At 63.9% G+C, this 19551-nt stretch carries 22 protein-coding genes and 1 riboswitch; of the genes, 10 read left to right on the top strand and 12 right to left on the bottom strand.

What is annotated here, in order from left to right:
• The first annotated feature begins 82 nt into the window (after positions 1-82).
• Positions 83-580 (top strand): sigma-70 family RNA polymerase sigma factor, encoded by a 498-nt coding sequence (locus ACIQH5_RS19015; protein ID WP_400406456.1) that lies wholly within the window; start codon positions 83-85, stop codon positions 578-580.
• Entirely contained in the window at positions 577-1251 is a 675-nt protein-coding gene (locus tag ACIQH5_RS19010) for an anti-sigma factor family protein (protein WP_400406453.1), read from the top strand. Before ACIQH5_RS19015 ends, ACIQH5_RS19010 begins: the two co-directional genes overlap by 4 nt.
• 5 nt (positions 1252-1256) lie before the next feature.
• Here ACIQH5_RS19010 and ACIQH5_RS19005 read toward each other — a convergent pair whose 3' ends face one another.
• From ACIQH5_RS19005 to trmB, 3 genes are read right to left on the bottom strand one after another with little or no spacing between them, the layout of a single operon-like run.
• A complete protein-coding gene (locus ACIQH5_RS19005) occupies positions 1257-1766 on the bottom strand; it encodes a type II toxin-antitoxin system RatA family toxin (RefSeq protein WP_400406450.1) in 510 nt (169 codons plus the stop codon).
• Positions 1767-2159, bottom strand: coding sequence for a hypothetical protein (locus ACIQH5_RS19000; protein ID WP_400406447.1), 393 nt, complete (start codon positions 2157-2159; stop codon positions 1767-1769). It abuts the gene before it with no gap.
• A 21-nt stretch (positions 2160-2180) separates the two neighbouring features.
• On the bottom strand, positions 2181-3086 hold the full coding sequence (trmB, locus tag ACIQH5_RS18995; protein ID WP_400406444.1) for a tRNA (guanosine(46)-N7)-methyltransferase TrmB: 906 nt from the start codon (positions 3084-3086) through the stop codon (positions 2181-2183).
• Between the two features lie 80 nt (positions 3087-3166).
• On the opposite strand from trmB, the gene ACIQH5_RS18990 reads away from it, so the two are divergent.
• The 4 genes from ACIQH5_RS18990 to ACIQH5_RS18975 all read left to right on the top strand — a co-directional run bounded on the left by ACIQH5_RS18990 (position 3167) and on the right by ACIQH5_RS18975 (position 6689).
• A complete protein-coding gene (locus ACIQH5_RS18990; protein ID WP_400406441.1) occupies positions 3167-4465 on the top strand; it encodes an FG-GAP-like repeat-containing protein in 1299 nt (432 codons plus the stop codon).
• Between the two features lie 79 nt (positions 4466-4544).
• On the top strand, positions 4545-4784 hold the full coding sequence (locus tag ACIQH5_RS18985; RefSeq protein ID WP_400406438.1) for a DUF1272 domain-containing protein: 240 nt from the start codon (positions 4545-4547) through the stop codon (positions 4782-4784).
• A complete protein-coding gene (locus ACIQH5_RS18980; protein ID WP_400406436.1) occupies positions 4781-5341 on the top strand; it encodes a pyridoxamine 5'-phosphate oxidase family protein in 561 nt (186 codons plus the stop codon). The genes ACIQH5_RS18985 and ACIQH5_RS18980 overlap by 4 nt, the downstream gene beginning before the upstream one ends.
• A gap of 70 nt (positions 5342-5411) precedes the next feature.
• Entirely contained in the window at positions 5412-6689 is a 1278-nt protein-coding gene (locus ACIQH5_RS18975) for a CynX/NimT family MFS transporter (protein ID WP_400406433.1), read from the top strand.
• 74 nt (positions 6690-6763) lie between these two features.
• On the opposite strand, the gene ACIQH5_RS18970 is transcribed toward ACIQH5_RS18975, so the two are convergent.
• Together ACIQH5_RS18970 and ACIQH5_RS18965 are read right to left on the bottom strand one after the other, a co-directional pair.
• A complete protein-coding gene (locus ACIQH5_RS18970; protein ID WP_400406430.1) occupies positions 6764-8056 on the bottom strand; it encodes an MFS transporter in 1293 nt (430 codons plus the stop codon).
• Between the two features lie 38 nt (positions 8057-8094).
• Entirely contained in the window at positions 8095-9312 is a 1218-nt protein-coding gene (locus tag ACIQH5_RS18965; protein WP_400406427.1) for a M20 family metallopeptidase, read from the bottom strand.
• A 139-nt stretch (positions 9313-9451) separates the two neighbouring features.
• On the opposite strand from ACIQH5_RS18965, the gene ACIQH5_RS18960 reads away from it, so the two are divergent.
• Positions 9452-10489 carry an Lrp/AsnC family transcriptional regulator gene (locus ACIQH5_RS18960; RefSeq protein ID WP_400406424.1) on the top strand — a complete coding sequence of 346 codons (1038 nt, stop codon included), beginning with the start codon at positions 9452-9454 and terminating at the stop codon, positions 10487-10489.
• On the opposite strand, the gene ACIQH5_RS18955 is transcribed toward ACIQH5_RS18960, so the two are convergent.
• Positions 10486-11199 (bottom strand): SAM-dependent methyltransferase, encoded by a 714-nt coding sequence (locus tag ACIQH5_RS18955; protein ID WP_400406421.1) that lies wholly within the window; start codon positions 11197-11199, stop codon positions 10486-10488. The two genes, ACIQH5_RS18960 and ACIQH5_RS18955, sit on opposite strands and share 4 nt — an antisense overlap.
• 45 nt (positions 11200-11244) lie before the next feature.
• Positions 11245-11769: a redox-sensitive transcriptional activator SoxR gene (gene soxR / locus ACIQH5_RS18950; protein ID WP_400406419.1), complete on the bottom strand. Its 525-nt coding sequence runs from the start codon at positions 11767-11769 to the stop codon at positions 11245-11247.
• On the opposite strand from soxR, the gene ACIQH5_RS18945 reads away from it, so the two are divergent.
• Entirely contained in the window at positions 11768-13174 is a 1407-nt protein-coding gene (locus ACIQH5_RS18945; protein ID WP_400406417.1) for an MFS transporter, read from the top strand. The two genes, soxR and ACIQH5_RS18945, sit on opposite strands and share 2 nt — an antisense overlap.
• 353 nt (positions 13175-13527) lie before the next feature.
• Positions 13528-15249 carry a DEAD/DEAH box helicase gene (locus ACIQH5_RS18940; protein ID WP_223940989.1) on the top strand — a complete coding sequence of 574 codons (1722 nt, stop codon included), beginning with the start codon at positions 13528-13530 and terminating at the stop codon, positions 15247-15249.
• Between the two features lie 68 nt (positions 15250-15317).
• Here ACIQH5_RS18940 and ACIQH5_RS18935 read toward each other — a convergent pair whose 3' ends face one another.
• The 5 genes from ACIQH5_RS18935 to ACIQH5_RS18915 all read right to left on the bottom strand — a co-directional run bounded on the left by ACIQH5_RS18935 (position 15318) and on the right by ACIQH5_RS18915 (position 18793).
• Positions 15318-15968 carry an MBL fold metallo-hydrolase gene (locus ACIQH5_RS18935; protein WP_400406415.1) on the bottom strand — a complete coding sequence of 217 codons (651 nt, stop codon included), beginning with the start codon at positions 15966-15968 and terminating at the stop codon, positions 15318-15320.
• A gap of 4 nt (positions 15969-15972) precedes the next feature.
• Entirely contained in the window at positions 15973-16977 is a 1005-nt protein-coding gene (locus ACIQH5_RS18930) for an aldo/keto reductase (RefSeq protein WP_400406413.1), read from the bottom strand.
• 316 nt (positions 16978-17293) lie between these two features.
• Positions 17294-17677 (bottom strand): multidrug efflux SMR transporter, encoded by a 384-nt coding sequence (locus ACIQH5_RS18925; protein WP_062068135.1) that lies wholly within the window; start codon positions 17675-17677, stop codon positions 17294-17296.
• A gap of 2 nt (positions 17678-17679) precedes the next feature.
• A complete protein-coding gene (locus ACIQH5_RS18920) occupies positions 17680-17994 on the bottom strand; it encodes a multidrug efflux SMR transporter (protein WP_024818198.1) in 315 nt (104 codons plus the stop codon).
• 10 nt (positions 17995-18004) lie between these two features.
• Positions 18005-18070, bottom strand: a riboswitch (guanidine-III (ykkC-III) riboswitch).
• Between the two features lie 57 nt (positions 18071-18127).
• Entirely contained in the window at positions 18128-18793 is a 666-nt protein-coding gene (locus tag ACIQH5_RS18915) for a HutD family protein (RefSeq protein ID WP_400406410.1), read from the bottom strand.
• A gap of 97 nt (positions 18794-18890) precedes the next feature.
• On the opposite strand from ACIQH5_RS18915, the gene ACIQH5_RS18910 reads away from it, so the two are divergent.
• Positions 18891-19487 (top strand): phosphoribosylanthranilate isomerase, encoded by a 597-nt coding sequence (locus tag ACIQH5_RS18910; protein WP_400406564.1) that lies wholly within the window; start codon positions 18891-18893, stop codon positions 19485-19487.
• The last annotated feature ends 64 nt before the right edge of the window (positions 19488-19551 follow it).

Here is a 19551-nt window from a genome sequence, read left to right as displayed (position 1 = left end):
GGAAGAATGGTTCAAGGAGCTGAACCTTTTCCTGACACGCGTCGTCGTATAAGCGAAAGGCAGCGGAACGAGGGAGGTGGCTATGCCGTTGGACGAGGACGTGGTGGCCGCGATTTACCGCGACCATGGCACGGCTCTGAAGCGCTTCGTTCTGAGTTGCACCTCCGATACCCACCAGGCCGATGACGTCGTGCAGGAAACCATCCTTAAGGTGTGGCAGCATGCCCCGCAGATCACCGGAAGCCTGCGGAGCTACCTGTTCCGGACGGCGCGGAACGTCATCATCGACAACTACAGGAAGGCGCAGCGCCGCCCTTCCGAATCCGGCGAGCAGGACCTCCCGGACCATCCTGCGAGGGAGCGCGTTGACGAACTCCTCAACCGGGTCCTCATGGAGGAAGCCTTGCTCCGGCTCAGTCACGAACACCGCGAGGTCCTGGTGGCCCTGCACTACCAGCGGTTCACCGTCAGCGAGGCAGCGCTTCAGCTGAACATCCCGGCGGGAACCGTGAAATCCCGGGCTTTCTACGCCGTGAAAGCCCTCCGAACAATCCTTGACGAAATGGGGGTGGAACGATGAACGGCAACTCCGTCCACCAATTGCTGGGCGCCTACCTGTTGGGCGGGCTCGACCCCGAGGAGGAGCGCGCTTTCCGGGACCACCTCGCCGCTTGCGCGGAATGCCGCCACGAATTGGAGCAACTGGAGAGCCTGCCGGCTTTGCTCGACGCCGTTCCCGCCGCTGATGCGGTTGCCCTCACTGTGGCTGGGGGTCCGAACGGGCTCTCGCCTCTGGAGCCGAAACCCGCGGTGCTTGCCGAGAACGTCCTGGTGGACCTGTCCGTTCGCAGGCGGAAATCACGACGCCGGTGGGCGGCTTTGGTGGGTGCGGTGGCCGCTGCCTGCCTGGCTGTTGGCTTCCTCGCCGGGCCGCTGTTGAACCAGCCACCGAAACCGGACGCGAGCTACTCGGTGCAGTCGGACAGTGGATTGCAGCTGACCGTGGGCATGGTGAAGAAGAACTGGGGCACGGAGCTCGAGGTTGAGGGCCGATCCATGCCGCTGGAAGGCACCCTTTATCTGTGGGTGAAGGGCCGGGACGGCGCCGAAGAACGCACCTGCGGATGGACGGCCACAGCCAGCGGCCGGATCAAGATCACAGGTGCCACGCCGGTGCAGTTGGCTGGCATCGCTGGTGTTGAGCTTCGCGATGAGGCCGAGAAGACGGTGGCCTCGATTTCGGTGCCGTAGCGGGCTTAGTGCTCTGTGACTCCGGTGCCGGGCACGCCTTCGCCTTGCGAGCGGAGTTCTGCCACGAGTGCAGGATCCTCGCAGGCCCGGGCAAACGCCTCAATCCGACGCTCAATTTCCCGGCCCAGGACCCAGCCGCCGATCCTCTCGGCCACGGGCTTCAGCAAAGCCGGCCGGCAGGAAAAGGTGTACTTCCAGACTGCCCGCGTGCCGCCGTCGTCCGGTGTGAACCGCCAACCGCCTCCGAACTTCTCAAAGAACCAGGGCCCGGACACCATGGTCATGCCCACATTTTTGGGAGGCATGTAGGAGACATATTCGCTCACCATTTTCAGGCCCATGCGGGACACCGTTCGCGTCCTGACGCCTTTGCCAGCCGCAGTGGCTCCATCCAGGAAACCCTGTGCAGAGATGAAGGGGTCCCATTTCAGCCGGAACTCTCCTGTGGTCTGGGAGAGTGCGAAGGCCGTTTCCGGATCCAGCCGGATGAACCGTTCGGCGCGCACCTGCGGCATTTAGAACCCCTGACCTGAGCCAAGCACCAGGAACACCATGAAGACAATGCCAAAGATGTTGACCGCCATGATGGCCAATCCGATGATGCCGGTGATGCGTCCGGCGTTCATGCGGCCGGCACGAAAGACGGCGATCAGCCCACACACCACGGCAACAATGGCCAGCAGCACCGCAGTCCCCGCCAGGACGAGGGCACCCAACCACCACGCATCGTTGCCCTCGTTGTAACGGCTCATCGCGGATGCAACGGCTGCGATGCCCAACGGGATGCTGACCACCGCGGCGATGGGCGAAAGCACGGCAGCGACGATGCTGGTGATCCCGGCGCCCAGCCCCCGGTTGCCGGATCGTTGCGGCTGCTGGTAGTACTCGATCGGTGGCTGATAGCTCATGATTCCCCCAAAGTCCGTCGGCTAGAGCTTGCGGTAGGTGAGGTCAAAGATCATTCGCCCGGCCTCGTGGGCTTTGTTCTCAAAGCTTGTCCGGATCCGGCCGTCGAATCGCGGAGCCCATCCGCCTTCATCATCCACGCCTTCGTTCGGTCCGGTGTGCTCGGTACTGACAGGCGCGCGGCCTTCCCTGACGGGCGCACCGCCAACAACAGACTCGACGCCGGACTGCCACACCTGCGTCAGGGGGCTCTCCTCGCCGCTGCGCTCGCCTTCGTGCATGTTCTCGAACTCGGTGGATTCTGCCAGCACTTCGCGGACGTGTACCGCGTAGTTGGACCAGTCGGTTGCGATGCGCCAGTAGCCGCCCTTTTCGAGCGCTTTGGCAGCCACCGAAGCGAAGGCAGGCTGGATGAGGCGGCGCTTGTGGTGCCGTGCCTTGTGCCAGGGGTCGGGGAAGAACACCCAGAGTTCGCTGACTGAGCCTTCGGGAAGCATTGACTCCAGGACCTCAGGGGCGTTGGCTTCCACCACCCGCACGTTGGTCAGCCCACGGCTGTTGATCTTGATGATGGTGTTGGCCAGTCCCGGGGTGTAGACCTCTACAGCGAGGAAGTCCTTGTCCGGGTTCTGCTCCGCGGCATGAACCACGGCGTCACCCAGTCCGGAGCCAATCTCCACGATCAGGGGTGCCTTGCGCCCGAACACAGCCTCGGCATCGAACGTGTAGTCCGGGTGAACGGACGTGTTGGCCACGTGGCGCGGGACTTGGATGGCCCAACGCTCAGCATGCTCTTCCCAGGCCGCCTGCCTACGACCCTGCAAACGGGTGCCGCGGCGCACAAAACTGACCGGTCGGCCACCGTAAGTTCCGAAGGAAGCTTGGCTGCCGGGGGTGACGGGTCGCGGGGTATCTGGGGTTTCACTCATCCTTTCCAGAATACTTTGGTTCGAGTGGCAGGTACGCTGCTGCCAACGTCAGTTCCGGACTTCAACAGGAATGAGCCCGCATGATCTTCTCCACAACACGCAGGAAAAATCCGGTCCAGGTCTTCCGGACGGTGGCGACGGCGGGTGCCCTGGCTGGCCTGCTCGTGGCGGGATCTGCCGGGGCGGGCGTCGCTCGGGCTGGTGCTGCAGGGTCCGCGCCTCTGCACCACATTGATATGGACGGGATCGTATCCATGGTGGGGATGCCCTACGTGGGGTCAGAACTGCGGATGGGTGCGCCAGCGGAATTTTTCGGCTGCGACAAGACCCAGGATGCGCCGGACGGCTACACGATCGAGTGGCTCAGCAACGGCACCCCTCTGCCGCCCGAACGCCAGAACGAATCGCTCAAGATCTTGCCCGAAGACCGCGGGAACCGCCTCTCTTTCAACGTCTACGCCACCACCCCGGAAAAGGCACACTGTGGAGACTCATTGCGTGGTGATGAGAACACCCCGCTGCACAGCGAGGAAACCGCACCCATTTCAGCCTCCAACCGGGCCATGGGATGGACCGGACGTGGAAACTTCGAGTTGATGGGGCGCACGGACCACGGCGACCTGGTCCTTTATCCGAGGACCTACACCTATGGTCTGGGACCATGCGACGCCGGATTGTGCCCCAGCTATGAGACGGCACACTGGGACAAACCCAGGCTGGTCGGCACGGGGTGGAATATATTCGACATCGTGTTCTCGCCGGGCGACTTCGACGGGGACGGAAACAATGATGTCCTCGGCAGGGACGACGAGGGCGAGCTGTATCTTTACCCGGGGGATGGTTCCGGCGGGTGGAAGGACCGTTCAGTGGTTGGCACTGGCTGGAACATTTTTGACACTATTCTTGGCCCCGGCGACTTCGACAAGGACGGTATCAACGATGTGGTTGCCCGGGACGCTGAAGGTGATCTGCACCTGTATCCCGGCGATGGCGACGGAGGCTGGGAGGCACCCAGCGTTGTTGGTACCGGGTGGCATATTTTTGACAGAATCATCGCCGCCGGTGACCTCAGCGGCGACGGCAATGTGGATGTCCTTGGACGCGACTACGACGGGTACATGCACCACTACCGCACCAACAGTAGTGGGGGCTGGGAAGGAGCCAACACCTGGGGACCCGGCTGGGGGTCCATGGTGGACATCCTCGGTGCCGGCAGTTACACCCACAACTTAGGTGAGGCCATCCATTGGGGGCACACGGTAACCCGGAATGACACAGTAGCGATCGATGCCAACGGGGACCTGCTCAAGTATTCAGGCTTTGTTCCCACGCCCCAGACCATCGGAACCGGCTGGGATATCTTCACGTCCCTTGTTTAGAGCTGGCTGGCGCAGGGGTCGAAGGGAAAAAGTCGGGGGCGAAAGGGGCCGGCCATTGCCCTGTGGGTAGAGTTGCCTGATGCTTGAGATCCGCCCGAATTGTGAATGCTGCGACCGTGACATCCTGCCCTCCGGCGAGGCTTACATCTGCACTTTTGAGTGCACGTGGTGTGCGGACTGTGTTGCTGGCTTCCCCAACAGGTCCTGCCCGAACTGCGGCGGGAACCTCCAGCTGCGCCCCATCCGTCCCGCGGCCGCTTTGATCAACAATCCAGCCAGCACCACGCGGGTTGTGTCTCCTGATTGTCTCCGGAAATGAGCACAAGCGCGGAGACTCTGGAGCTGGCCCTCGGTTCCTTGGTGGCGGCCACGGAGGGTCGCACCCCATTTACGCTCGGTTTCCTGGGTACTACGGGGCCGGACGGAGGACCACGGGTCCGTTCGGTCATCATCAGGGCTGTTGACCGAACAGCCGGACAGGTCATGGTTGCCACCAACGTCCTGTCCCGCAAGGTTGCGGAATTGGGCCACCAGCCGCTTGTGGCACTGACCCTGTACGACGACGACCGCGGGGTTCAGCTGCGCATCTTGGGTAACGCTGAGGTGGTCACCGATGAGAGCGAGCGACGCCGGGCCTGGGAGCGGTTCAGCCCGAGCAGCCGGCACCTTTATGCCTCACGGCTTGTTCCGGGCTCTCCCCGCACGGATCAGCCACTGGATGGCCCGGGTGACGATGCGACGGCCATGGAGCGTTTTGCCTGGATCAGAATCGACATGACGGACCTGGATTGGCTGGACCTCTCAGGCGATCTTCACATCCGCTGGCAGTTCACTCGTGACGGCAGCAATTGGCGCGGACAGGAAATCAACCCCTGACATCCGGTCACATCCCGGGCACCGGCCGCCGGCTGGGGCTCGGTCATCGCCTGCTGACAGAATAGGACGTGTGACCTCCTCCAAGACCCCCGGCTACCCAGAGAAGTCAGTCCTCCCTGAGATCGCGGTGGACGCTGAGATCGACGAAGAGCCTGCCCCGGATCCCACGCAGCTGCGCGGCAAACGGGGCCTCATTTACCTGGGTGTCTGCCTGGTCCTGATCGGTCTGAACCTTCGAACAGTCTTCTCCAGCTTCTCTGCAGTCCTGCCAGAAATAACGTCCGACGCCGGTCTGCCGGGCTGGTCTCTGGTTGTCCTCACTACGGTGCCGGTGACATTGCTGGGCGTCTTCGCACCCCTAGCCCCCATTCTGGCCCGCAGATTCGGTGCGGAACGGGTGCTCCTCGGGGCTATGGCTGTGCTTACGGCGGGCTTGCTCCTGAGGCCCCTGGACATCCCGGGAATAGGACACCTCCCTACCCTCCTGGCAGGTACCGCGGCCTGTGGAGCGGCCATCGCCTTATGCAATGTGCTCCTTCCGGGCGTCGTCAAAAGGGATTTCCCGCACCGGCTTGGCCTGATGGGCGGCCTCTACACGACGGCGATTTGCGCTTCGGCCGCCCTTGGCGCGGGCTTCACGTATCCGGTGTTTACGGCAACCGGCCACTGGACCTCGGCTCTGTGGTTCTGGGCGGTGCCGGCCGCCGTCGTACTTTTGCTGTTCCTGCCGTTGGCAATCCGCCAGCCGTCGGTCAAGCACCAGGCCATCCACGGCGGCGTGAACGTGTGGCGGTCAGCCGTGGCCTGGCAGGTGACCATGTTCATGGTGCTGCAGGCCATGATGTCCTTCAGCGTGTTCGCGTGGATGGCACCGATCCTGCGCGACCGGGGGATCGACGGGAGTACGGCCGGGCTGATCGTCTCGGTGTCGATTGTGCTTCAGATGCTCGGCTCGCTGTTTGCCCCGGCGCTGGCCACGCGGTTCAAGGACCAGCGGATCATCAACATGGTGGTGGCGCTGATGACGGGTGGCGGGTTTGCGCTGACCATCTTTGGCCCCACGGAGCTCATCTGGGTGTGGACCGGACTCAATGGGCTTGGCCAGGGTTCGCTCACCGCGGTAGCGCTGACCATGATCATGGTCCGCACCCGCGACGCCCACACGGCCGCGCACCTGTCCGGGATGATGCAGGGCGTCGGCTACGGAGTGGGATCGGTGGGCACGCTGTTGGTAGGCCAACTCCATCAGGCGACGGGCGAATTCGCGGCCGCTGGAATCCTGTTCCTGGTGGTCGGTTCGCTGGCAGCATTCTTCGGCTACCGGGCAGGCCGCGACCGCTTCGTTTAACCCAAGTAGGTCGCAGATCAGGTCGTTCACAGCGCTGAGAACGACCTGATCTGCGACCCAGTTGGGAGGAAGGGCTAGACGGTGAGGTCCTTGCCCTTGGTCTCCGGGATGGAGAAGGCGAACGCGATGCCCACCAGCAGCAGGATCACGGCGTATACGTTGAACAGGTAGCCCTGCCCGATGCTGCCGAGCCACGTCTGCAGGTACGGGGCCGTGCCACCGAAAGCGGCTACGCAGATGGAGTACGGGACGCCGACGCCGATGGTGCGGATGTGAGTGGGGAACAGCTCGGCGTACACGGCCGGAACGATTGCTGCGCTGCCTGCGATGAAGAACAGCATCACGGACATGGACACGGCGAGCTGCCACGGGGAGTCCTTGAGCAGCCAGGTCATGGGGAAGTGCAGCAATGCGGCGCCCGCGGCTGATGCGATGATCACGGGCCTGCGGCCGATGCGGTCGGACAGTTTGCCCCAGAACGGCAGGGCCGCGATGAACACTACGTTGGCGATCACACCAGCCCAGAGCGCTGCGCCCCGGTCCATTTTCAACGAGGATGCAGCGTAGCTCGGAGCCACGACGCCCCAGATGTAGTAGACAACCGTCAGGCCAACCGTGAGGCCGATAACCTGCAGCGCCTGCTTACGGTACTTGATGATCTGCGGCAGAATCGGGAGCCGCTTCTCGTTGGGAGCCTCAGCTTCGAACGCCTCGGTTTCCTTCATCTTGGCCCGCATGAACAGGGCGTAGATACCCAGTGCGCCGCCGATCAGGAACGGGATGCGCCAGCCCCAGTCGTTCATTTCTTCCTTGCTCAGGACGCCCGTGAGGATCGCACCCAGCAGGGTACCGGCCAGGATTCCGGCTGTGCCGGAGGTGTAGATGAGGGTGGCCCAGAAGCCGCGGTGTTCCTTGGGCGCCATCTCGGACAAGTACGTTTGCGACGACGGCAACTCACCACCGTGCGCCAGGCCCTGGATGAGCCGGGCCACCAGCAGCATCACCGAAGCGAAGACGCCCACGGCCTGGAACGTCGGCGCGATGCCGATGAGCAGGCTGCCCACCGCCCCCAAGGCCACAGCTACAGTCATGGACGTCTTGCGGCCGATCCTGTCGCCGATCCAGCCGAACACGAAGCCGCCGAACGGGCGGGCAACGAATCCGACGGCGAAGATCGCCAACGTGGACAACATCGCCGAGGTGGGGTCCGCCTGGCTGAACAGGGCACTCGCGATGAAAGGGGCAAACGTTGCGTAAATGGCCCAGTCGTACCATTCAACGGCGTTGCCGATGCCGGTACCAACCAGCGTTCGCATGTGCGATTTGTGGACCTTGACGTCGGGGGACGTTCCTACGGTGGCGGTCATGTGGTTCTCCAAAGTGGGGAGGGTCTGGGGAAGGGGAGTTAGTTGCCGGCGAGGGCAGCGATGCGGGATACGGCAAGTTCGGCGTACAGCGCAGCGCCGTCGGTGAGGACGCCGTCGTCGAACATTGCGTACGGTGAGTGGTTGAACGGCGACGTCGTGTGGTCGGCGCCGGGGGCAACGGCACTGAGTCCCACAAAGGTGCCGGGGACTTCGGCGAGGACACGGGAGAAGTCCTCGGAACCGCTCAGGGGAGTTGCCATGCGGGTGTGCCGGGATTCGCCGAACATTCCGGCGATCACTTTCTCCGCGGTGGTGGTTTCGTCGTCGTCGTTGATGGTGAGGGGGTATTCCTCTTGGTAGTGCACGTCCGCCTCCAAACCGTGGGCTGCCGCGATGCCGTGCAGAAGCCTGGGTACTGCTTCCATCATCTTGCGGCGGGACTCTTCGGAGAAGGTCCGGATGGTGGCCTCGATGCGGGCGGTCTCGGGGATGACGTTGCGCTTGGTTCCTGCGTGCAGGACACCGACGGTCAGGACTACGGGATCGAACATGTTGAACTGGCGCGTGACCATGACCTGGAGTGCGGTGACCATCTCGGCAGCGGCGGTGACGGGGTCCTTGGCTGAGTACGGAGCTGAGCCATGGCCGCCCGCGCCAAGCACGGTGACAACGAGTCCGTCCGAGGAGCTGAGCATGACGCCGGGCTTGGTGACGAACTGCCCGTGCGGTTCCAAGGAAGAGAACACATGCATCCCGTAGGCAGTGTCGGCGCGACGGCCGGCGGCATCAAGGACACCTTCCTTGATCATATAGCTCGCTCCGTCGAAGCCTTCCTCGCCGGGCTGGAACATGAGGATCACATCGCCGGCCAGCTGATCGCGACGCTCCGCCAGGAGGGTGGCAGCACCGGCGAGCATGGAGGTGTGGAGGTCGTGACCGCAGGCGTGCATCGCGCCATCCACACGGGAGGTGTAGTCCACGCCGGTGGTTTCCTGCACCGGAAGTCCGTCCATGTCGGCACGTAGCAAGACCACGGGCTTCTCGGCCGAAGCGTGATCCGCGCCGCCCCGCAGAACCGCGGTGACCGACGTCGTTTCCTTGCCCAGGGTGATCTCGTACGGCAGCCCATCCAGCGCTTTGAGTACCTTCTCCTGCGTGCGGGGTAGCTGCAGCCCGATTTCGGGTTCACGGTGGAGGTCGTGGCGGAGCCGGACGATGTCGTCCCGCAGTTCCTTGGCGTCGGCCGCGATGGTCATATGTTCTCCTATGGTGCTCGGGATAGGTTCCTTATGCCATTCTGGGGTGATGTGATTCACATGCCGTGAAACATCTGGAAATATGCACGATCCCAGCACCCAGTGCACGATTCATGCAACCATCTAGGAGAATCAGCTCATGGAGCTCAGCGAAGAAGGTCTGCGACTGATCAACGCCCTACAGATATCGCCCCGGATCAGCTGGTCCGACGCCGGCGACGTCCTCGGCGTTCATGCCACCACACTGGCCTCCCGATGGGAGCGCATGCGGGCGGTAGGCGCAGCTTGGACAACCGCCCACCTGATGGGCGATCCCAAAGACATGTGCCTGGCCATGGTGGATATCGACTGCGAAATGCACCTGCGGCCTGGTGTCACGTCCGCTGTTGCCCAGCTTCCCGAAGTCATCACCGTGGAGGAAGCCGCCAGCAACCGCGACCTCACGCTCACCGTCATCACCCAGGACCTGGAACAGTTCAGCACTCAATTACTGCCCAGGCTCAAGGAAATCCGGGGCCTCACCAAGTACCACACAGCCCTCTGCACACGGATCCACACCAGCGGCTATGCGTGGAGGCTGAACGTGCTCAGCAAAGCGGAGCAGCAGGCTCTCCGGGCGCTCGCGGGACCCGAGTCGGCCAACCCCTCAGCACCCGACGCGATCGTGGTCCCGCTGCCGGAAAGCCATTTGGCACTCATCCCATTCCTCGCCCGCGACGGCCGCGCCACCGCTGCGGAGATTGCCCGGGCCCTGGGCCGGAATCCAGCAACGGTTCAACGGCAACTCGGTCGTGTGCTGGCCAGCAGGATGTTGTCCTTCCGCTGCGAAATTGCCCAGCAGTTCTCCGGATTTCCCATCACCGTGCAATGGTTCGCGAACGTTCCCGCCGGCCAGCACGAGGCCGCTGCCACGGAACTCAGGGCCATCCGCAACGTCCGGTTCTCCGCATCCACCACCGGCCGGACCAACTTCACCATGATCATGTGGCTGCGATCCCTGGCCGATGTCATGGAAATGGAGCTCACCATCCAGCAGCGGATCCCGGGCATCGAACTGGTGGAGAGCGTAGTCATGCTGAACACTGCAAAGCGAGTGGGCTGGATGCTGAATCCGGACTCCACTGCCACCGGAACAGTGGTGCCGCCCTATGGGGAACTGCTGCCCCACGGTGTTTAGGCGTGCTTCCTCGCCCTCAGGACCGTGTCCAGGGTGGTGCCGGACTCGCCGTTGGGCCCTTCAATAGTCCGTGCCCTGTCCGTGAGGACCTCAACAAACCACGGCTCGCGATCCAGCCGCAGGGCACCCGCCAACTGCTCCGGCGTGAAGAACATGCCGGACTCGTGGTGGTGGCTCCACGGAGGGAGCCCGTGGGGGTGGTGCCCCACGATCAACAACGTCCCGCCGGGTGCCACCGCGGCAGCGGCTTTTGTTGCCGAGTCCCGCCACGGCAACAACGGGGAGTGGAGGAACTGGGCCGAGACCAGATCGAACACCGGTTCGGGCTCCCACTCGGTGAGGTCCTGTTGCTGCCACGTGATCCGTTCCGCCTGCCCGGCTTCCGTTGCATGCGCAGCTGCGCGTTCAAGCGCGACGGCGGACACGTCCATCGCGGTGACGGTCCAGCCCTGCTGTGCCAACCAGATAGCGTCGCCACCTTCGCCTGAGCCCAGGTCCAGCGCCTTGCCCGGTTTCAGTCCAGTGGCCTCGGCAACCAGTTGCGGGTTCGGGTTCCCGCTCCAAATTTTGGCGCGCTCCCGGTACATGCCGTCCCACATGTCCACGGCATTGTCCGCGTCCTCATGAAGGTTCAGGCCGCTCTGCTGCGCGCCATCGTGGGTGTGCTGACCGTGCTGGTGAGCGCCGGCGTCGTGCGTCTTTTCAGTCATAACCCAAGCGTGCCGTGGCGCTGCGTTCAAAGGCAATGCCTGTTGCTATTCCGGCAAAGTCCAGCGCTGGGCGCCCGCGCCGGAAGCCCCGAGTTCGTCCGACGGGTTCTGCAGCGTGCAGGACTTCAGGCTCAAGCAGCCGCAGCCGATACAGCCGTCGAGGTCGTTGCGCAGGTGCTGCAGGGCAGCGATGCGGTCGTCCAGCTCCTTTCGCCATCGCAACGACAATCTGGCCCAGTCGCGCTTGGTGGGGGTCCGGCCGTCAGGCAGCGAGTCCAGTGCCTCGCGGATGTCTTTCAGCGGCAAGCCCACCCGCTGGGATGTCTTAATGAAAGCGACCCGCCGCAGCGTGTCCCGCCGGTAGCGCCGCTGGTTGCCGGCCGTTCGCTCCGCTTCTATGAGCCCGTTGCGTTCGTAGAAATGAAGGGCCGACGCCGACACTCCGCTCCGTTCGGACAGCTCACCAATAGTGAGGGGCCGGTGCGTTTCGACTGGCGGCATGCGTCGCTTTCGGTGGGGTGGGCGGTTGATTGACCTCAACATTAGTTGAGGTTCTAGGCTGACGTCCATGACCTCTGACACCTCAACGGCCGGGATACTCCGCCGTCCATACCTGCTTGCCACCGTGGGGGCTTGCGCGCTGGTGTTCCTGAGCGCGTTCGAGTCCCTCGCGGTGACCACCATCATGCCGATTGTCAGCCGCGACCTGGACGGTGCCAGCCTCTACGCGCTGGCCTTCGCAGGCCCGCTGGCTACAGGCGTCATGGGCATGGTGGCGGCTGGTAACTGGTCAGATCGTCGTGGTCCCGCGGCACCCCTGTACTCCTCGGTTGCGTTGTTCGTCGCTGGCCTGCTCATTGCCGGCACGGCCGGGACAATGGAGATCCTGGTACTCGGACGCTTGGTGCAGGGTCTTGGTGGGGGTGCGATGACCGTTGCCCTGTACGTCCTGGTGGCCCGCGTGTACCCGCCGGCGCTGCACCCTAAAATCTTTGCCGCCTTCGCAGCATCCTGGGTGGTTCCGTCCTTGGTGGGCCCGTTCGCGGCGGGCGTTGTGGCCCAGCTGAGCAGTTGGCACTGGGTGTTCCTCGGTGTTGTGGGCTTGGTGGTTCCTGCTTTGCTGATGGTGGTCCCGGCTGTGCGGGGGATGGATTCCGAGCCCGCTGCCGAGCCCGTCCCGTGGGCTTTCGGTCGGATGGGCTGGGCGGCGCTCGCCGCCGTCGCCGTCCTCGGACTGAACCTCTCCGCCGAGGTGCCGGGCTTTGGTGGGGTGATTGCCGTCGTCGCGCTTGTCCTTGCGTTGGTGGCTGTCCGCCCGCTGGTACCGCGGGGGACCCTCACTGCCCGACGCGGACTGCCCAGCGTCATCCTGGTCCGTGGCTTGGCGTCGGCGGCGTTCTTCGGGGCCGAGGTGTACCTGCCATACCTGCTGACTGAGCGGTACGCGTTCACCCCCACCTTTGCCGGGCTGACGCTGACCGGAGCCGCGCTGGCGTGGGCCGGGGCGTCGGCCATCCAAAGGAAGCTCGGTGCGCGGCTGGCGGACGATCTTGCCGTCAAGATTGGCGCTGCCTTGGTGCTGATTGCCGTGATCTCCACCCTGGTGACCGCAGCGTTCGCCCTGCCCGCAGCCGTGGCCATTGCAGGCTGGATCTTGGCCGGTGGCGGCATGGGGCTCATGTACCCGCGGCTCTCCGTGATGACGTTGGCACTCTCCACAGAGGAAAACCAAGGCTTCAACAGCGCGGCCATGTCCATCTCCGACTCCCTCGGCGGTGCGCTGTCACTGGCTGCTACTGGGCTCGTGTTCGCGGCCTTTACTGCCGGCCCCTTCGCTGCGGTCTTCGCGCTGACGGCCGTGATCGCCGTCGTCGGGGTTGTCATAGCGCCCAGGGTCGCCGCCCACGTGGCCGCATCCGAGGCCCCGAGCGACTCGAGCGCCGAACAGGAGCTCTCACTCACTCAACCCAAGTAGGTAGCAGATCAGGTCGTTCCCAGCGCTGGGAGCGACCTGATCTGCTACCTACTTGGGTGCCTGCGACGCGACCTTGACCTGCCCCGATGCGGGCCCTCAACAGAAACACTGCTAAGCTAGGAACACTTGATGTGCGGTGACGCCCTGAAGCAGGTGGCCTGACAGGCTGCGCGGCGGGGCATTTTTCATGTGAGAGGCACATCCTGCGTCGATGAACGCGTTCTATTTGGTCCCGGCCACCGCTGTTGAAGCGAATCGGTAGACCACCTGACTTTTCCTCGGCGAACCCCTGGCCCAACCGGCGTCGGGGGCCGATGTCCGCACGTGGACACCGCCCGAAAGACATGAAGTTTATGACTACTTTTGCTGCCCTTGGCACGCCCAAGCCCATCGCTGAATCCCTCGCCGCAGATGGCATCGAAGAGGCATTCCCCATCCAGGTCAAGACCCTCCCGGATACGCTCGCAGGCCGCGACGTCCTGGGCCGTGGCCGCACCGGTTCCGGCAAGACCATTGCCTTCGCCATCCCGCTCGTGGCCCGCTTGGCCGAGCGCGAAGCAAAGCACTTCCGCAAGCCCGGCCGCCCCATGGGCCTGGTCCTTGCACCGACGCGTGAACTGGCAACCCAGATCAACGCCACCATCGAGCCGCTGGCCAAGGCCATGGGCCTGAACACCACGGTCATCTACGGCGGCATCTCCCAGGCACGCCAGGAAAAGGCGCTGCGCGCCGGCGTCGACATCGTCATCGCCTGCCCGGGCCGCCTCGAAGACCTGATCCGCCAGCGCATCCTGACCCTCGAAGCCGTTGAGGTCACCGTGCTGGACGAGGCAGACCACATGGCTGACCTCGGCTTCCTCCCGGTAGTCAAGAAGCTCATGGACATGACCCCCACCCAGGGTCAGCGCCTGCTCTTCTCCGCGACGTTGGACAACGGTGTTGACAAGCTGGTCAACCGTTACCTCTCCAACCCGCTGACGCACTCCGTGGACGATCCCCAGGCCGCTGTCACCACCATGGAACACCACGTCCTGGTGGTCAACGACCAGACCGTCAAGAAGCAGCTCATTGTTGAACTGGCCTCCGGCGCAGGCCGTCGCGTCCTCTTCATGCGGACCAAGCACCACGCCCGCAAGCTTGCCAAGACCCTCACGGACGCCGGCATCCCCGCCGTCGACCTTCACGGCAACCTGTCGCAGAACGCCCGCGACCGCAACCTTGCCGAGTTCTCCAACGGTGACGTCCGCGTCCTGGTGGCCACCGACGTCGCAGCCCGTGGCGTGCACGTTGACGACGTCGAACTCGTCATCCACGTGGACCCGCCCACAGAGCACAAGGCCTACCTGCACCGCTCAGGCCGTACGGCCCGCGCCGGTTCCGATGGCACCGTGGTCACTCTGACGCTCCCCGAGCAGCAGAGCGACGTCAAGAAGCTCATGAAGGCTGCCGGCGTTGACGTTAGCTTCGAGCGCGTCACGGCCAACTCACCCCTGGTTTCCAAGCTCGTGGGCGACATCGCTGACAAGGTTGATCCCCGCACCCGTGCGGCCCTCCTCGCGGCGAAAACCCAGCAGGGTGGCGGCACCTCCACCGGCGCCAACGCCCAGCGCAAGCGCGCACGCCGCTCCACTCAGGCGGCACCCACCGCAGGTGGCCGCGGCGGTCGCAACGGTCGCGGCAAGGTTGGGGCTGAGCCGGTTCGTACGGACACCAACCGTGCAGATCGCCGCGCAGCAATGAACGACGACGTCGCCCGCAGCCCCCGCGGTCGCGGCAAGGCCGGTGCTACTCACCGCAACGACGTTCCCGGCTCGCAGGGCCAGAACGGCCGCAGCGGGCGTCCGGCTACCGGCCAGCGCTCAGCTTCGGCTCCGCGCACGGCATCCACCACGAGCACCCGTACCGGCGGAAACAAGGCCGTTTGGTCTTCCGCAACGGGCGCTACGTCCGGCGGATCCTACGGTTCAGGTGCTTCCGGCAACTCCGGTCGCGGTGGCTCGGGCGCAGGTCGTCCGGCACGCAGCGGTCCGCGTCGTGCATCGGCTCCGGCCTCGAACGAGCGTCGCGGCCGCTAGGTCTCGCGTTGTGAGGCCCGCTCTGCGCGCTATTCCTTGGGTTTAGGACGTAGAGCAGGCCCCGCAAGTCACCAGCCTCGGGCGCGCCACTCTTCAAGGTGTGGCCGCTCGGCGCCGAGGGTTGTGGGTAGTCCATGGCCCGGGTGCACCAGGGTTTCATCCGGATAAGCGTCGAACAGTCGCTCCTGCACGTCGTTCAACAGAGAAGTGAAACGTGAAGGATCGTTCTGTGTGTTGCCGACGCCGCCCGGAAACAACGAGTCTCCACTGAAAATGTGGGCTGGCCCGTTCGGATCCTGGTACACAAAAGCGATCGAGCCAGGGGTGTGTCCACGCAGGTGGACCGCCGTAATCTCGAAGCCATCGAACCGCTCCACGTCGCCGTGACCAAGGCGGACATCCACTGGAACCGGCAACGCATCGGCGTCGTCCGCCCCCGCTGAAGTACTTGCGCCGGTGACTTTCACCAGTTCCGCCAGCGCACGGACGTGGTCCCAGTGCTGATGGGTGGTGGCGATCCTTGCGAGTTTCGGCGTCACGGCAGCATCCGCGGCGGCGTCCTCCAGAAGTTGCTGAATGGCCGGAAGGTCGTCGGCGGCGTCGATCAACAACTGAGCGCCCGTTGACTTCGAAGTCAACAGATACACGTTGTTGTTCATCTCGCTGACTGAAATGCTGCGGATGGTGACGTCACGTAGTGAGTGAAGAAGCGAGTCCATTCGTTCAGCCTACGTTGTTGGCTTCGCGGCCCTGCGACACCCAGTTGGGGTCGGCGGATCGTGAACCCACGACGGCGGCAGCGGCTTGGTCAAGCATCTCAAGTTGCGCTTTCCCCAGTTGCAGGGACAGTGCCCCCAGGTTCTCGTCGATTCGGTGCGTTTTACGCGTGCCGGGGATGGGGACCACAGAAATCCCGAGGCGCTGACCTTGGGTGAACAGCCAAGCCAGGGCTACCTGGGCCGGAGTTGCATCCAGCCCGCTGGCTACCTCGCGAACCGCAGCCACTACGGCTTGGTTCGCATCAAGTGCCTCGTCACCAAAACGGGGGATCTTATGGCGGAAATCGTTCTCGCCAAGGTCGCCCGCGCTGACGGTTCCCGTAAGGAAGCCACGGCCCAGCGGCGAATACGGCACAAACCCGACGCCAAGTTCCTTGGCTGCAGGAACAACGTTGAGCTCAACATCCCTGCTCCAGATTGACCATTCACTCTGGACTGCGGCAATGGGATGGACGGCGTTGGCCTGCCTGAGCTCCTCGGCTGTCACTTCAGACAGTCCCAGGTGCCGGACCTTGCCCTCTCGGACCAGCTCCGCCATGGCCTCCACGGTTTCCACTATCGGAACGCGGAGGTCACGGCGGTGCATGTAGTAGAGGTCAATCACATCAGTGTCCAGGCGGCGGAGGCTCGCTTCCACCGCCTGCCTGATGTAGGGCGCATCCCCGCGGACTCCCGTGTACCCGTCCGCGGGGTTGCCCTCAATTCCAAACTTTGTTGCTACTTGGATCTCGTGGCGCCGGTCCTTCAAGAGCCTGCCCACGAGTTCCTCGTTACTGCCCGCGCCGTATACGTCTGCGGTGTCGATGAACGTGATGCCGGCGTCTACCGCGTGCCGCAGCGTTTTGAGCCCTTCTTCAGGGTCGATTCCGCCATAGACCGGGGTCAGGGCCATTCCGCCGAAACCGAGCGGGCTTACAGTAAGGCCATCGCCGAGTTGAACTGCCGTCATGAACTTCTCCAATACGCGTAGGTGTTCCAGAGTGCCCTTTGATGGCGTGAACTCCACGGACGCTAAGGGTATTCCTGCAGGGCCCGACTCTTGCGCTTGCCCTTGCCCTTGCGCGGCGCACCTCCTTGCTCGGCGGACCTCCTTGCCCGGCCCTTCCGGGGGTTCCCTGCTAGAAGTGCCGGGCGCACGGCACGTTTCGCAGGGAACCATCGAAATGGAGGGCCGGGGCAGGAGGGCTAGGGCAAGAGCGGGCATGCGGCAGAGGGCGCGCGGCCACGGGGGCATGCGGGGGAGGGAACGAGCGGGGGTGTGCTTGCTACTCGGCCTTGGCTACAGGCTTCTCAGCGGGCAGGGCCTTCAAACCGGCAGCGCAGCCCACGATTCCCGCGATGAACAGCAGCTTCAACGGACTCGCGGATTCCACACCCGTGATCATGGCCCAACCAACGGTCAGCGCAGCTCCGATACCAACCCACACCGCGTAGGCAGTGCCGAGGGGGATTCGTTTCACGGCGATACCCAGGCCGAGCATGCTCAGCACGGCGGTGATGGCAAAAACCACAGTGGGCATGAGTTGCGTAAAGCCGTTGGACAAGCCCAGAGCCGTGGCCCATACGGCTTCCAGCAGCGCTGAAGCCAGGAGGATGATCCAGTAGATGCCGTTGCCGGTGTTCTTGGTGTTTCCAGTGTTCTTAGTCATGGCTATGCCACCACCTTCAGGCCAATGACACATGCGCCGATGCCAGCAAGCAAAAGCAGCCGGGCCGTCGTCGCGCGTTCAACTTTGGTAACCATGGCGTAGGTGGCTGTCAGTACCACGCCGACACCAACCCACACTGCGTAGGCCGTGCCGGTGGGAATGGATTGCATCGCAATAGCGAGTCCGGCCATGCTGGCCACGACAGATACAAGGAAGACAACTGTGGGGACGGGTTTACGGAAGCCCTTGGAGCGATGGAGAGCTGCGGCCCAGACGGCTTCGAGTGCCCCGGAAAGAATGAGAATTAACCACGACATGACATTTTCCTTTGGCCAGTCTTGTCGCATGCCGGGTACTGAACCGTCGTCCGGAGGTTCCAGAGGGGAACCTTCATTTCAGGCTAGCAACTCCCGTGCGAGGTGGCCACCTCTGGTGGTTAACGTCACCAGCTCAGGCGTGCGACGGGTCCACATGATCGATCGAGATCACTGCCACGAAGCCCCGGCCTGAGATCTCAGGGCTGCGGGTATCCGAGCCAACCACGGCGTCGTATCGGGACAGCTCGACAGGTTCGCCGACGCTGGGTGCCGGACCGTCGCCGTCGGACCCTTCCTCCACAGCAGCTGGTTCCTCCACAGCGGCTGGTTCCTCCACAGCGGCCCCGGGCGCCACTGTGGCCTTACCCTCGAGCAGGACGGCCAGCTGACCCTCGAAGACCGGGTGCGCGCGTTTCTTGGAGATCTCCACAATTGAGGTGTAGCCCTTGAAAGCGCCGGCGCGTGCGATGACGTTCAAATCCCGGATGTCACCGGTGGGGAGGGCGGCCGACGAAGCAGCCTCGCCCGAGAAACGGAACGGACGGTACTTCTCCAACGGATGCTCCGAGCCGTCCACCGTGAGGAGCAGCAGTTCGCCGTCGATGATGGTGATGACCCGTTCCATGCCCGGAAACACAGAAAATTCCCCGGCCTTGGAAACGTCCGCGATGCTAACGCGCCAATCCCAGGCGCCGTCCTGTGCGGAGGCGGCCTTCGGATGGCTGGCGAGTTCGCGCGTCACCCCGCCTCCGTTGCGCCACGGTTCGGGACGGACATCGGCAAAGCGGATAATCTCCATTCGACCAGCCTAGTGGTGGACGCAGCTTCTGCGTTGGCAATGCGGCTTGCTAACGTCATATGTGGAAAACGTTCTGATCACGGCTGGAGGCACGGGAATGTTCGTCAAAGTGTGCGGTTTGAGCACGCCCGAATCCGTGCGTGAAGCGGTGGACGCCGGTGCGGACGCGGTTGGTTTCGTTCTCACCGCCAGCCCCCGCGAAGTCAGCCCGGATCAGGTGCGCATTTTGCTGCCGCTGGTGCCTGAAGGTGTTCAGGCTGTGGGTGTTTTCCGGCACGAGGACGCCGCTGATGCGGTGGCTACGGCACGTGCCGCCGGGCTCAACTGGGTGCAACTGCACGGTCACCGGACAGCCGACGACGTTACAACGGTGCACGACGCCGGGATGCGCCTCATCCGAGCCGTCACCATGAGTGCCTCGCAGGATGAGTTCGCTGATCTGGGCGAGGACATCTTCTTGATCGATGCCGCTGTTCCCGGCTCAGGGGAGTCGTGGGACTACGCCTCCGTGCGCGCAAAAGAGCTCGATGGGCGGGAGTGGCTCCTTGCCGGCGGTCTCGAATCCGGGAACGTGGCTTTCGCCGCCGCAGCAGCCGGCGCATGGGGAGTGGACGTGTCTTCCGGCGTCGAGGAATCCCGCGGTGTGAAGGACTTGGCCAAGATCCGCGCTTTCGTCGAGGCCGCTAAAGCCTGAGGTCACCTATCGTGTCAGTAGGGCCCATTAGGCTCGCTCACAACACGATTTACATCAACGCACC

This window comes from Paenarthrobacter sp. NPDC091711, assembly GCF_044756605.1.
GTDB lineage: Bacteria > Actinomycetota > Actinomycetes > Actinomycetales > Micrococcaceae > Arthrobacter.
The sequence above is the reverse complement of the archived record's forward strand: the minus strand, read 5'-3'. Positions and strand labels throughout refer to the sequence as shown.